14 protein-coding genes are annotated in these 14,346 nt (G+C 38.1%); 11 read left to right on the top strand and 3 right to left on the bottom strand.

Annotation, left to right across the window (positions count from 1 at the left end; translation table 11 throughout):
* Positions 1-66: 66 nt before the first annotated feature.
* On the top strand, positions 67-279 hold the full coding sequence (locus AC5KOD_RS12385; protein WP_496914883.1) for a zinc ribbon domain-containing protein: 213 nt from the start codon (positions 67-69) through the stop codon (positions 277-279).
* Between the two features lie 78 nt (positions 280-357).
* Here AC5KOD_RS12385 and AC5KOD_RS12380 read toward each other — a convergent pair whose 3' ends face one another.
* Genes AC5KOD_RS12380 through AC5KOD_RS12370 form a run of 3 tightly spaced genes read right to left on the bottom strand, consistent with a single transcriptional unit; the run spans position 358 to position 3,113 of the window.
* Positions 358-1,161, bottom strand: a complete 804-nt coding sequence (locus AC5KOD_RS12380) for an ABC transporter ATP-binding protein (protein ID WP_496914882.1) — start codon at positions 1,159-1,161, stop codon at positions 358-360.
* The gene (locus AC5KOD_RS12375) at positions 1,158-2,081 is read right to left on the bottom strand and encodes an ABC transporter permease (RefSeq protein WP_496914881.1); all 924 of its coding nucleotides are present in this window, start codon (positions 2,079-2,081) and stop codon (positions 1,158-1,160) included. Before AC5KOD_RS12375 ends, AC5KOD_RS12380 begins: the two co-directional genes overlap by 4 nt.
* Before the next feature lie 39 nt (positions 2,082-2,120).
* Entirely contained in the window at positions 2,121-3,113 is a 993-nt protein-coding gene (locus AC5KOD_RS12370) for an ABC transporter substrate-binding protein (protein WP_496914880.1), read from the bottom strand.
* A gap of 506 nt (positions 3,114-3,619) precedes the next feature.
* Here AC5KOD_RS12370 and AC5KOD_RS12365 point away from each other — a divergent pair.
* From AC5KOD_RS12365 to AC5KOD_RS12320, 10 genes are all read left to right on the top strand, one after another.
* Positions 3,620-4,642, top strand: coding sequence for a LacI family DNA-binding transcriptional regulator (locus AC5KOD_RS12365; RefSeq protein WP_496914879.1), 1,023 nt, complete (start codon positions 3,620-3,622; stop codon positions 4,640-4,642).
* A gap of 137 nt (positions 4,643-4,779) precedes the next feature.
* Positions 4,780-6,081, top strand: coding sequence for a pyrimidine-nucleoside phosphorylase (locus AC5KOD_RS12360; protein WP_496914878.1), 1,302 nt, complete (start codon positions 4,780-4,782; stop codon positions 6,079-6,081).
* A gap of 39 nt (positions 6,082-6,120) precedes the next feature.
* Positions 6,121-6,765 (top strand): deoxyribose-phosphate aldolase, encoded by a 645-nt coding sequence (gene deoC / locus AC5KOD_RS12355; protein WP_496914877.1) that lies wholly within the window; start codon positions 6,121-6,123, stop codon positions 6,763-6,765.
* Between the two features lie 31 nt (positions 6,766-6,796).
* Positions 6,797-7,189: a cytidine deaminase gene (locus AC5KOD_RS12350; RefSeq protein WP_496914876.1), complete on the top strand. Its 393-nt coding sequence runs from the start codon at positions 6,797-6,799 to the stop codon at positions 7,187-7,189.
* A gap of 66 nt (positions 7,190-7,255) precedes the next feature.
* Positions 7,256-8,332 (top strand): BMP family lipoprotein, encoded by a 1,077-nt coding sequence (locus AC5KOD_RS12345; RefSeq protein ID WP_496914875.1) that lies wholly within the window; start codon positions 7,256-7,258, stop codon positions 8,330-8,332.
* 166 nt (positions 8,333-8,498) lie between these two features.
* Positions 8,499-10,070, top strand: coding sequence for an ABC transporter ATP-binding protein (locus AC5KOD_RS12340; RefSeq protein ID WP_496914874.1), 1,572 nt, complete (start codon positions 8,499-8,501; stop codon positions 10,068-10,070).
* Positions 10,063-11,136, top strand: a complete 1,074-nt coding sequence (locus AC5KOD_RS12335) for an ABC transporter permease (RefSeq protein ID WP_496914873.1) — start codon at positions 10,063-10,065, stop codon at positions 11,134-11,136. The genes AC5KOD_RS12340 and AC5KOD_RS12335 overlap by 8 nt, the downstream gene beginning before the upstream one ends.
* Position 11,137: 1 nt before the next feature.
* A complete protein-coding gene (locus AC5KOD_RS12330) occupies positions 11,138-12,100 on the top strand; it encodes an ABC transporter permease (protein WP_496914872.1) in 963 nt (320 codons plus the stop codon).
* Between the two features lie 95 nt (positions 12,101-12,195).
* The gene (gene deoB / locus AC5KOD_RS12325; RefSeq protein ID WP_496914871.1) at positions 12,196-13,362 is read left to right on the top strand and encodes a phosphopentomutase; all 1,167 of its coding nucleotides are present in this window, start codon (positions 12,196-12,198) and stop codon (positions 13,360-13,362) included.
* Positions 13,363-13,387: 25 nt separating this feature from the next.
* On the top strand, positions 13,388-14,209 hold the full coding sequence (locus AC5KOD_RS12320; RefSeq protein ID WP_496914870.1) for a purine-nucleoside phosphorylase: 822 nt from the start codon (positions 13,388-13,390) through the stop codon (positions 14,207-14,209).
* The last annotated feature ends 137 nt before the right edge of the window (positions 14,210-14,346 follow it).

Here is a 14,346-nt window from a genome sequence, read left to right as displayed (position 1 = left end):
TCATGTTCTCAGTAATGCTAGAGTAATGAGGGACATGTTACACTAAAATGAAGAGGAGGATTAAAAATGGATAAAGTTCAATATATTTGTGACAAGTGTGGCAATCAACATTTTGTTTCAGATCAATTTCAAGCAACTGGTGGGAATTTTGCCAAGATCTTTGATGTACAAAATAAAAAGTTTATAACAGTGAGCTGTTCTCGTTGTGGCTTCACAGAACTATACAAAGGTGGCGGAACTGAAGGATGGGATATTTTAGACTTCCTAATGGGAGGCTAAAAATAGTAAAGACAAGTGGGATTAAGTTTCTTCCCACTTGTCTTTTTTTGATTAGTGACAATTATCTAGTGTGTTAGACTATGCTAATAATAGTGAATCATCTTTAATAGCAGTGCCACTTTGTTTATGGAAAAGCTCTAATAAATCTGCTACAGTTAGGTCTTTTTTAGTCTTTCCAGAAATATCAACAGCAATATTCCCTTGATGCAGCATAATGAGTCGATTCCCATATTTTATAGCATCTTCCATATTATGGGTAACCATAAAGGCTGTTAATTGTTGTTCTGTAATTAATTTTTGGGTTAATGCCATTACAAGCACCGATGTTTTTGGATCTAAAGCAGCAGTGTGCTCATCAAGTAGAATCAGATCAGGTTTGACGATTGTGGCCATCAATAAAGTGATCGCTTGTCGTTGACCACCAGATAAGAGCCCAATTTCGGCTTGAAGACGGTCCTCTAACCCAAGGTTAAGTGTGGCTAATTGTTCTCGGAAAAAATCGCGATTAATAGCTTTAACCCCTTTTGTAAAGCCTCGTCGTTGTCCACGTTTTAAAGCAATCGCCAAATTTTCTTCTACTGTCAAACGAACAGCTGTCCCCATTTTAGGGTCTTGAAAAACCCGGCTAATTTGTTTAGAGCGCTTCACCACATTTTGTTTGGTAATCTCTTTTGTGCCTAAAAAAATTTGACCTTCTTCTGTGGGTAAGGTGCCAGCGATGCTATTTAATAATGTGGATTTGCCTGCGCCATTACCGCCAATAATCGTAATAAAATCGCCTTGATTAATGTTTAAATCAATTCCTTTTAATACGTGGTTTTCATTAACAGTTCCTCGTTCAAAGTATTGATGTAAGTTTTTTATTTTTAAAATAGAGGTCATTTTACAAACCCTCCCTTGGTATTTTTACGACGAAGTTTTTTCTTAATAAGAGGAAGAGAGAGACAAAGAATTAAAATTAGAGCCGAAAATAGTTTATTGTCATTGGCTTCAATTGGAAATTCTAAAATGATTGCTAAAATAAAACGATAAATAACTGCACCTAAAACGATGGAGCACATTCTAAAGAATAAAGGCTGACTAGCGAAGAGGACTTCCGAGATGATTATAGAAGCCAGTCCGATAACGATCGTGCCAACACCAGAGTTTAGATCAGCAAAGCCGTTGTTCTGTGCGAGTAATGCACCACTAAGGGCAATACATCCATTTGAAATCATGTAGCCTAAAATTTTAGTTGTGTGTGTATCGACTCCATTGGCTTCACTCATTTCTAGATTATCACCAGTAGCGACAATGGATAGTCCAATTTCAGTTCGAAAGAAAATGTACAGTGCGACAATGACAAGGGTCACTATAATTAATCCAACTGTAATGACTGCATATTCTTTTTTTAACCCAAGAGCTTCGATTCCAGAAAATAATCGTTTTTCTCCAAGTAAGGAGACATTTGGTTTCCCCATAATTCTGGAATTAATTGAATAAAGACCAGTCATTGTAATGATACCGGCTAAGAGAGCCGGTATTTTTAACTTTGTATGCAATAAACCTGAGATTAAGCCAGCTATCATGCCACCACAGAATCCAAGTAATGTTCCGATTAGTGGAGAGAAGCCGTTGACGATGGCGGTTGCTGCAATGGCTCCGCCTAAAGGAAAGGTTCCTTCAGTGGTTAAATCGGCTACATCAAGAATTCGGTAAGTAATGAAGACACCAATTGCTAGTAGCGCCCACAGTAACCCCTGTGAAATAGATGAAACAAAAAGGGAGGGGATGTTTCTAATAATCGTACTGATAATGTCCATATTTATTTAGCTCTTTTCTACCCAAATTATCAGGCTTTTTTACTTAGGTGCTTTAATACTGGTTGGATCAATTCCTAGGGCTTTTGCCATATCTTCATTAACAAATAAAGTAGAATCTTTTGAATACTCTACAGGCATGTCAGCTGGTTTTGCTTCACCTCTTAGAATTTTTGCTGCCATATGTCCAGTTTGTTTACCGAGTGACTTATAATCAATTCCAAAGGTAGCAAGACCCCCATCTTCAACTTGCCCAACAGAAGCAGCTACGACTGGTATTTTATGTTCTTTAGCAACTTCTCCGACAACAGAGGCGGCACTCGCGAAGGTATTATCCGTTGGAATGTAAATAGCATCGACATTTTTAGCTAGACTAGTTGTGACTTGCTGAACGTCATTAGTGGAATTTGCTGTTTTTTCGCTAACCTTAACGCCAGCTTTTTCTAAGGCTTTTTTTGCTATATCAGCTTGAATGATTGAATTTGCTTCACTCGCATTGTACATAATTCCAACCGTTTTAGCCTCAGGAACAATACTTAATAGTAAATCAATTTGTTCTTCGATAGGTCCCATATCACTAGTTCCAGATAGATTTCCCCCGGGATTTTCGTTACTTTCAACTAATTTCGCTTCGGCTAAATCAGTAACGGCAGTGACTAATAGTGGAATATCGGTAGTTTCATTTAAAAGGGATTGGGCAGCGGGAGTTGCAATTCCGAGAATTAAGTTAGGTTTAGCTTTGACTAATTTCTCACTCATACTTTTTAGGTTATCTTGATTGTTTTGGGCGTTTTGATAGTCAATTGTTAAATTATCTCCGTCTTTAAACCCCTCTTCTTCTAAAGCTTCTTTAAACCCTTCATAAGTAGCATCTAATGATTCATGTTCGACTAATTGAAGAACGCCGATACTTTTTTGGGAGCTGTCTTTGTCAGAGCCGCTTCCTTCCTTGTTTGAGTTGCCACAAGCCACAAGACTTGCCAAAGCTAATCCAGTAATTAAAAGCATTCCTAATTTTGTTTTTTTTGATGTCATTATAATTTCCTCCTAAGTTTTTCTTTTTTTTTATAAATAAAAAGCCATTTAGATACTGCTATCTAAATGGCTGCTCAAGTTAATATAAGCTTAAAAATTGTTAGACGCCACTTAGATTTTTATCAATCCTACGTGGCTTTTATCTTTACGACAAAATTCTTTAGCCCACATAGATACAAAACATTGTTTGTACCCATGTAAACATGACTACAAACGCTATCTAAAGAAGCTAAAGTATGTGCTATTCAATTGTGCGGTATTTAAGTGTTTCATAAAAAAACCTCCACAAATTTCAAGATGTTTCCAGTATAGGGTATCTCTAAGAGCTTTGTCAACTATTTTTTGAATAATCTGACAATTCGAGTTTTAAAGAATGGGAGATTAGACGGCGAGAGAGTTTTTTTCTATTTGGGGATGGTTGAAAGATATTCTATGATTTATTTTCAATGTTTGATATGATGTAAAGTGAAAACCTTTTCGAATTACGGGATGAAAGTTGGAGAAAAATGAAACTGACAATTAAAGATATAGCCAATAAGGCTGGTGTTTCAACAACAACAGTGTCGCAAATTTTAAATAATAAAGGAAGTCGGTTTAGTGATCAAACCCGACAAAAAGTTTTAGATATCGTAGAAGAGTTTAATTATAAGCCTGATTTTTTTGCTCAAAGTATGATTACGAAACGGTCGAAGACAATTGGGATGATTGTACCAGATGTCACTGATTTTTTCTTCTCGAAGTTAATTGAAGGGGTTGAAACGTATCTTAATTCTTTAGGTTATATGATTATTTTATGTAATTCTAAGCATGATGTGACCCTTGAAAAAAAATACTTTGATGAGTTACTTCATCGAGCTGTTGAAGCGATGATTATTGCAACGCCTAATGTATTGGATAAGGAAATTATGGACGTTGTTTTAAGTAAGCAACCACATCTACCACTTATTTTAGTTGATATGGGAAAGAATCAACGTAATGAAGGGAAATTAATTGTTGAAGAGTATAAAGGTGTTTATGAGGCAGTTAGTTATTTAATTGATCAAGGTCATCAAAAAATTGGTTTTTTACGTGAAGTGGATGATTATTATCAATTATCAGAACGGATTACCGCTTATTTAAATTGTTTAGAGGATAGATCAATTGAGTATAACGATTTACTAATTGAAGAGAGTTTTCTGACAATTGAAGGTGGCTATGAGGGAACTACTAAATTATTAGCTAAGAACAAGGGGCAACTGACAGCTCTTGTCTGTACAAATGATCAAATGGCAGTGGGAGCTTATCAAGCTATTCATGAGGCTGGACTTTCGGTTCCAGATGATATTTCAGTTATTGGCTTTGATGGTTTGGAGCTTGGAAAATACCTAGCACCAGCATTGACCACGGTTTACCAACCGATTTTTGAAATTGGGTTTTCTGCGGCAAAGTTTGCGGTAGATGCGATTGATAATCCACAATTGAGAATTCCCAATAAAATATTTCCGACTAATTTAGTAATAAGAAATAGTGTAAAACGGTTGACTAGTTAAAACAAGGATGTTATTATACTTGTTGAAAGCGGTTGATAAACGAATGTTGTTTAAGGTAAAACGTTTTACTTTTTATGTTTTTCCTTTTTCACGATATTTCGTTATAATAGTAAAGACATATAGGGGGATAAAGGCGAATGAGAATGGTAGACCTTATTGAAAAGAAACGGGCGGGTAAAGAGCTTACAAAGGCAGAGATTGATTTTTTCGTAAAAGGTTTAACTGACGGAACAATTCCAGATTATCAAGCTAGTGCATTTTTAATGACGATTTTTTATGAAGATATGACGGATGATGAAATTACAGCTTTAACATTAGCTATGGCTAATTCAGGTGATGTAATTGATTTGTCGTCAATTAATGGCGTTAAAGTAGATAAGCATTCTACAGGTGGTGTTGGTGATACAACAACAATTGTTTTAGCTCCCTTAGTTGCTAGCGTTGGTGTGCCTGTTGCAAAGATGTCTGGTCGTGGTTTAGGTCATACAGGCGGGACTATTGATAAATTAGAAGCTATCCCAGGATTTCAAGTTGAACTTCCAAATGATGAATTTATTCATCTGGTGAATACAAGTCAAGTGGCCGTAACGGGCCAATCAGGTGATCTTGCCCCAGCTGATAAAATGTTGTACGCGTTACGTGATGTGACTGCGACAGTTGATTCGATTCCGTTGATTGCTAGCTCGATCATGAGTAAGAAAATTGCTTCAGGTGCTGATGCGATTGTTCTTGATGTGACGACTGGAGACGGTGCTTTTATGAAGAACCTTGAAGATGCGACGCGATTAGCTAAAACGATGGTTCGTATTGGTAAATTAGCTGGCCGTCACACGATGGCTGTCATCTCTGATATGTCTCAGCCTTTAGGTGAGGCAATCGGTAACTCTATTGAAATAATCGAAGCTATTGAGACCTTGAAAGGCAACGGACCAGAAGATTTGACAGAGATGGTTTATGTTTTAGGCAGTCAGATGGTAGTTTTAGCTGGTCACGCCAAAACATTGGAAGAGGCTCGTGAGTTGTTGGTTGACGCTCTAGAGTCGGGGAAAGCGTTAGAGAAATTTAAGGAAATGATTAAAAATCAAGGCGGCGATCCTACTGTTGTAGATCATCCTGAAAAAATGGGCGTGGCTGCTTATAGTTTTGTTTTACCTGCTAAAACGAGTGGTTGTGTTCGAGCGATACATGCTGAGAACATTGGTATTGCAGCGATGTTACTTGGGGCAGGACGTAAGACAAAAGAAGACACTATTGATTATACAGTGGGTGTGAAGCTTCATAAAAAGGTTGGAATGACAGTTAATCAAGGCGATCCTCTAGTGACTATCTATGCTAATCGTCAAGATGTCGAAGAAGTAAAGCAGATGTTGTACGATAATATTGAAATTGGCGAAGTGGTAGAGGAGCCTGTTTTAGTTAGAAAAATTGTAACAGAATAAATCGATTGGCTGGACCAAGATAAAAAGGAGAGAAGCCAGATGAGTTTGAATCGTAAAATTGATCACACTATTTTGAAAGCTGATGCAACAGAAGCTGATATAAAAAAATTAATCAATGAAGCTAAAAAATATCAGTTTTATTCAGTTTGTGTTAACCCGATTTGGGTGAAGTTGGCAAGTGAGTTACTTTTGAAAGAACCTGTCGCTGTTTGCACAGTTATTGGGTTTCCATTAGGAGCGAATACAACGAAAGTAAAGTCATTTGAAACACGTGATGCAATTGCAAATGGAGCAGATGAAGTGGATATGGTAATCAACATTGGTCAACTAAAAGCTGGAAATGAAGCATTTGTTAAGCAAGATATTGAAGCTGTTGTCAATGAGGCGAAGGATAAGGCTTTGGTTAAAGTGATTATTGAGACAAGTTTATTAACCAATGAAGAAATTGTGACAGCCAGTCGATTAGCTAAAGAGGCAGGAGCTGAATTTGTTAAAACATCAACAGGTTTTTCAACAGCAGGTGCTAAGGTAGCTGATGTTGCGTTAATGCGTGCAACAGTTGGCTCTGAGATGGGGGTTAAAGCATCTGGAGGGATTCATAATGCTAAAGAGGCGCAGTTGATGATCGATGCAGGTGCCACTCGTCTTGGAACAAGTGCAAGTATTGCTATAGTAGAAGGTTGAATTTAACTTTTCAAAAAGGAGAGTGTCATTAGTGAGCAAAGAACAGTGGGTTAATACTGCTCAAGAAGTGTCTCAACGCGCTTACGTCCCTTATTCCAAATTTCCAGTGGGTGCGTGTCTTGTTACTAAGAATAATCAAATTTTTACAGGTGTTAATATTGAGAATGCTTCTTTTGGATTGACAAATTGTGCAGAACGAACCGCTTTTTTTAAAGCTATTTCAGAAGGCCATCATGAATTTAAGCATTTAGTTGTTGCGGGAAATACAGATGCGCCAATTTCACCATGTGGTGCGTGTCGTCAAGTGATGATTGAATTTTGTGAACCGTCGATGCCAGTAACCTTAGTAAATAAAAACGGTGAAACAAAAGAAACAACAGTAGGAGAGCTTTTACCATATTCATTTACAGATGAACAACTATAATTTCTTTGTGATTTAATCGGTCAATAATGACTGTTAAATAAAAAAATAAACAGGGGGCTTTACAAGATGAAAACATCGAAAAAGATTGGATTGGGTTTATTAACACTAGGTTTGACAGCAACTTTAGTTGCATGTGGTGGAGGCGGTAAGGGCAAATCAACTGATGATAGTAAAGCAAGTGGTAGTGCATCAAGTGATAAATATTCTGCAGCCTTAGTAACTGATTTAGGCGGGGTTGATGACCGTTCGTTTAACCAGTCTGCTTGGGAAGGTTTACAAAAATGGGGTAAAGAAAATGGAAAAGAAAAAGGGACGGGTGGTTTCACTTATTATCAATCTAATTCCGACCAAGACTTTACTCCTAACTTAAATACAGCTGTCAATGATGGCTTTAACATCATCTTCGGTATTGGGTTCAAATTGAAAGACGCAATTGGAGAGGTAGCTGCTGCTAATACTGATAAACACTTTGCACTAATTGATGATGTTATTGAAGGGCAAGACAATGTAGCATCTGTTATTTTTTATGATAATGAAGCATCTTACTTAGCTGGTGTTGCAGCAGCAATGGCAACTGAGTCTAATAAGATTGGATTTGTTGGCGGTCAAGAAGGTGAAGTGATTGGTCGTTTTGAGGCTGGTTTCATTGCTGGGGCTAAATCAGTAAACAAAGATGTTGAAGTAGACGTTAAATACGCTGGTTCATTTGGTGACGCAGCTAAAGGTAAATCAATTGCAGCGGCTATGTATAAGAGTGGGATCGATGTGATTTTCCATGCTTCAGGTGATACTGGTAATGGAGTCTTTGCAGAGGCAAAAGATATTATGAAAGCTGACGATAGCAAAAAAGTTTGGGTCATCGGTGTCGACCGTGATCAACATGATGAAGGAGATTACGGTAAAGGTAATGTTACGTTAACTTCTACTCTGAAAGCTGTTGGGACAGTTGTTGAAGATATCATTAAGCAAGATCAAGATGGAAAATTCCCTGGTGGCAAAACATTGGTTTATGGTTTGAAAGACGGTGGTGTTGATTTGACTGAAGGTCAATTAAACGATGTTAACAAAGATATCCAACCAGCAATTGACAAAGCAAAAGAAGACATCAAAGCTGGGACAATTGAAGTTCCACAAAAACCATAATAAAACGTTAAAACTAAGTTTCATAATTGAGATGGCTTAGGATTTTCAATGTTACTAGTCATATCGGATAAGAGAGGCTTCTCTTATCCTGATTATGGCTTATAACTGTTAGGTATTAGTTCCAATTAGTCAGTTACGACACCGTAATAGTTAGGAAGTGAAAATAGTGAATGAATCACAATACGTGATTGAAATGGAGAATATCACCAAAGAATTTGGAACGTTCAAAGCCAATGACAATATTAATTTACGTGTAAAAAAGGGTGAGATTCACGCATTACTTGGAGAAAATGGGGCTGGAAAATCAACGTTGATGAATATCTTATCAGGGTTATTGGAGCCTACCTCAGGCACAATTCGCATTAATGGCGTGGAAAAACAAATCAATAATCCAACAGTTGCTAATCAGTTGGGCATCGGGATGGTTCATCAACATTTTATGTTGATTGACAATTTTACGATTGCTGAAAATATTATTCTTGGTAGTGAACCGACAAATTCTGGTGTGGTGGATCACAAAAAAGCTTATCAGGATATTATGGCGGTTTCGGAAAGGTATGGTTTTAAAATTGAACCAGATCAACTTGTGAGTAATGTCAGTGTTGGGATGCAGCAACGGGTGGAAATTATCAAGACCTTGTATCGTGGCGCTGAAATTTTGATTTTTGATGAGCCTACAGCGGTTTTGACTCCTCAAGAAATTGATGAATTGATTTCAATTATGCGTGGCTTAGTGGATGAAGGAAAATCAATTGTCATTATTACTCATAAGTTAGATGAAATTAAAGCTGTAGCTGATCGTTGCACGGTTATTCGCCGCGGACAAAGTATTGATACGGTGAATGTAGCTGATGTTTCACAACAAGAATTAGCCGATTTGATGGTTGGTCGTTCCGTTTCATTTAAAACACCAAAAGGACCGTCCCATCCGACTCGTCCAGTTTTGGAAATAAAGAATTTAGTTGTTAAAGAGAACCGTGGTCTTGATGCTGTCAAAGGGTTGAATTTAGAAGTAAGAGCTGGAGAGGTTCTAGGAATTGCCGGAATTGATGGCAATGGTCAAAGTGAATTGCTGCAAGCTATTTCTGGAATGCGTAAAGTAGAAAGTGGCACAATTACGATTAATGGTAAAGAGATGACGAATAGTCGTCCTAGAAGTATTACTGAAAATAGTTTTGGCCATGTTCCAGAAGACCGTCATCGCTATGGCCTTGTTTTATCTATGTCTGTTGCGGAAAATATTGCTTTGCAAACCTACTATAAATCTCCATTAAGTCAGTATGGCATTCTAAAGTATCCAACGATTAATAGCTTTGCTCGTGATTTAATAGAGGAGTTTGATGTACGGACGGTTAATGAATTAGTGCCAGTCAGATCTCTATCTGGTGGTAATCAGCAAAAGGCAATTATTGCTCGGGAGATTGCTCGCGATCCAGATTTGTTAATGGTAGCCCAACCAACACGCGGTCTTGATGTTGGAGCAATTGAGTATATCCATAAGCGTTTAATTGAACAACGAGATAATGGAAAAGGTGTTTTACTTGTGAGTTTTGAACTTGATGAAATATTAAATGTATCAGATCGCATTGCTGTAATGTTTGAAGGTGATATTGTTGGGATTGTTGATCCGGTAGAAACAACGGAACAAGAGCTTGGATTACTGATGGCAGGGGTCTCGTTAACAGAGGCTCGCAAAATGTTAGCTGAGGAGCAGGAAGGGGTTGGTACAAGTGAGTAAATCGAATAAAGCTTGGGTCAACATAGCCGTACCGCTAATCTCAGTTATTTGTGGGTTGTTACTTGGAGCCATTATTATGTTAGTATCAGGTCATGATCCGATTGCTGGATATGGTGCAATGTTAAAGGGGGCTTTTGGCCGTCCTTATAACATTGGCGAAGTGTTACGTTTAGCTACTCCTATTATTTTAACTGGGTTAGGTTTTTCGGTTGCCAATGCTGCTGGTTTCTTCAATATTGGGCTTGCTGGCCAAGCTTTGGCGGGGTGGATTGCAGCTATAGCGATTGGAATGTCATTTCCTGATTTACCTAAATTGATTTTAATTCCTTTAGCGATTGTTGTTGGAGCTTTGGCTGGTGCGTTATGGGCTGGAATCGCTGGTGTCCTAAAAGCCCAATTTGGTACCAGTGAAGTTATCGTGACAATTATGCTGAATTACACTTTGCTTTACATTAGTAACCATTTAGTTCGTCACGTTTTTACTCAAGACAAGGATGCAACCCCCATTTTAGGTGCTAATGCTAGCCTTCGAGTTGAGTGGTTAACTAAATTAACTCAAGGTTCTCGTTTAAATTTGGGAATTTTCTTAGCGATTATTATGATTGGTCTTGTTTGGCTTTTGATGAACCGAACAACGACTGGTTTTGAGTTACGCTCTGTTGGATTAAATCCTGATGCTTCAACTTATGCGGGTATGAATGCTAAGAAGAATATCATTTTGGCAATGTTAATTTCAGGTGCTTTAGCTGGTTTAGGTGGTGTAGTAGACGGGTTGGGGACCTTCCAAAACCTCTATATTTTAAGTGCCGCTCCAAGTATTGGGTTTGACGGCTTAGCTGTTTCATTATTAGGTGGCGGTAATCCAATTGGAATTTTCTTTTCAGCGTTATTATTTGGTGTCCTGAAGATTGGCGGTTTAAGTATGCCAGGAGGGGCCAATGTTCCAAGTGAAATTGTTGATATTGTGATTGCGTCGATTATTTTCTTTGTTGGAATTAGCTATGCTATTCGTTTTATTATCAATAAACTATCAACAAAAAAAGTCGTGACCAAGGGAGGTGTTTAGAATGGATCAATTTATTTCAACTATTGCAACTGTCGTTTCATCAACATTGGTCTATTCAGCTCCGTTAATTTTAACAGCTCTTGGAGGGACTTTTTCTGAGCGCGGTGGTGTTGTTAACGTTGGGTTGGAAGGAATTATGACAGTCGGTGCTTTTAGTGGTGCTGTCATTAATTTGGCTATGGTTGGTACTTTTGGCACATGGACACCTTGGGTTTCAATGATTTTCGGTGGGCTAGTCGGAATGCTATTTTCGCTAATTCATGCAGTTGCAACTATTAATTTAAGAGCGGATCATATAGTTAGTGGGACGGTAGTCAATTTAATGGCACCAGCTCTAACGGTCTTTTTAACAAAAATGCTTTTCGATGGTCATGGCCAAACAGATATGCTGCAAGCGACTTTAGGTAAGGCTACAGTACCTGTACTAAGCAAAATTCCGATTATTGGCGAAATTTTCTTTAAAGGAACGTCGGCTGCGGCATATTTTGCGATTATTACAGCTTTTGTGGCATATTTTGTTATCTTTAAAACTAAATTTGGTTTACGTCTTCGCTCAGTTGGTGAAAATCCACAAGCAGCAGATACTTTGGGTATTAATGTGTATGGTATGAAGTATTCGGCTGTGCTAATTTCAGGTTTTCTTGGTGGAATGGGAGGTGCGGTAGCTGTTCAATCTATCTCAGGTCAATTCTCTGTGACGACCATTGCTGGACAAGGATTTATTGCAATGGCAGCGATGATTTTTGGTAAATGGAATCCAATAGCGGTTATGGGAGCTGCTCTTTTCTTTGGTCTTTCTCAAAGTTTAGGCGTGATTGGTGGCATGATTCCAGGTATTAGTGCTTTGCCAGAAGTGTATATGCAAGCTATGCCTTATGTCTTAACGGTGATTGTTTTAGTGCTCTTTATTGGAGGGGCTCAAGGACCGAAAGCTAATGGTCAAACGTATATCAAATCTAAATAGGATAAGTCAACGTGCCAAGATGAAAGCTTACTTTCGATCTATGGCACGTTTGTGTTAAAACGTGTAATTAATAAAAATCAGAAAGAAGGCATTAGATGTTTAAACGAGTGCATTTAGTTGTATTGGATTCAGTTGGAATTGGTGAGGCACCGGATGCCGCCAAATTTGGTGATTTGGGCAGTCATACTTTGGGACATATTGCAGAAAAAGCGGGATTAACTATTCCGAATTTAGAAGAACTTGGTTTAGGGACGATTGAGCCTTTAACAGGTGTTAAAGCGATAAGTGATCATAAGGGATATGCAACTAAATTAGAAGAGATTTCTGTTGGGAAAGATACGATGACAGGGCACTGGGAAATTATGGGCTTAAATATTGAAACCCCTTTTAGAGTTTTCCCCGACGGTTTTCCTCAAGAGTTGTTGGACAAAATTTCTGACTTTTCTGGGAGAGGAATTGTGTGTAATAAACCTTATAGTGGAACTGCGGTTATTGATGATTATGGTGAACATCAAATGAAAACTGGGGATTTAATTGTCTATACGTCAGCTGACCCAGTTCTACAAATTGCGGCTCATGAAGAGATTATTCCGTTGGAAGAGTTGTACCGGATTTGTCAATATGTTCGTGATATTACTAAGGATGATCCTTATATGATTGGGCGAATTATTGCTCGACCATATCTAGGAGAACCGGGAAATTTCAAGCGGACATCAAATCGTCATGACTATGCGCTAGATCCATTTGGTCATACAGTGTTAGACTCACTGAAAGAAGCTGGGAAAGATGTGATAGCTGTCGGTAAAATTAATGATATCTTTAATGGACAGGGCATAACTGAATTTGTTCGGACGGCATCTAATATGGATGGTGTGGATAAATTACTCGGCGTGCTTCAGGCTGATTTTGAAGGGTTAAGTTTTACTAATTTAGTTGATTTTGATGCGTTATTTGGTCATCGTCGAGATGTGATTGGTTATGGACAGGCGATTGAAGATTTTGATGCTCGTTTACCAGAAATATACGCTGCAATGGCAGAAGATGATCTATTATTAATTACGGCAGATCATGGGAATGATCCAACATTTCCAGGAACCGATCATACACGTGAATATGTGCCACTACTAGCTTATAGTAAGAAAATGGTAGGACATGGTCAATTGCCACAAGGGTTTTACTCAGATATTTCTGCTACGATTGCGGAAAATTTTGGTGTACTAGCAACTGAAAATGGTAAGAGCTTTTTGCAAGAGTTAAAATAGAGATAAGTAAGAGGAGTAAAGTTAAATGACAAAAACATTAAGCGAGCAATTAACAGAAACAGCAGCATATATCCGAAGTAAAGGGGTTAATGATGTTGAGTTTGGTTTGATTCTAGGGTCTGGTTTGGGTGAACTAGGAGATGAGATTGAGAATTCGGTTGTAATACCTTATGAAGAGATTCCTAATTTTCCTGTCTCAACAGTTGTTGGTCATGCGGGACAGCTGGTTTATGGCGAACTTTCAGGTAAGAAAGTTTTAGCGATGCAGGGACGTTTTCATTATTATGAAGGAAATACTATGCAGGTTGTAACATTCCCGGTTCGAGTGATGAAAGCGTTGGGCGCACATTCGATGATTGTGACAAACGCTGCTGGTGGTGTCAATACGTCGTTTACTCCAGGTAATTTAATGTTAATAACGGATCAAATTAATTTTACTGGAGCAAATCCTTTAATCGGTGAGAATGATGAGAATCTTGGGCCGCGTTTCCCTGATATGTCAGAGCCGTATGATAAAGAGTATGGAAAAATTACGCGTCAAGTTGCGGATAAATTATCTATTCAATTGCAACAAGGGGTTTATATGGGCTTCTCTGGTCCTACCTACGAAACGCCTGCTGAAATAAGAATGTCTCGTGCTATGGGGGCTGATGCAGTCGGCATGTCAACGGTGCCAGAAGTAATTGTGGCTCGCCATATGAGTATGAAAGTATTGGGAATTACGTGTGTTACCAACTTAGCTGCTGGGATGCAGGCGAACTTAAACCATGCCGAAGTTGTTGAGACGACTGAGCGTGTGAAGGTAGATTTCAAGCGATTAATAAAAGAAACGCTAAAAGATCTTTAGATAACTGTTGTAGGTGTCTAATTAAGCCAGCTATAAAAAGGTCAAGTAAAAACTGAACTATTTTAAAATTGTTTGTTGTGATTTTTAATGCAACATAAATAAACCTAGAGAAGAATACAAATTTTTTCTAGGTATCT

The organism is Vagococcus sp. WN80Y (genome assembly GCF_059621045.1).
This window is presented reverse-complemented; position numbering and strand designations above follow the sequence as displayed.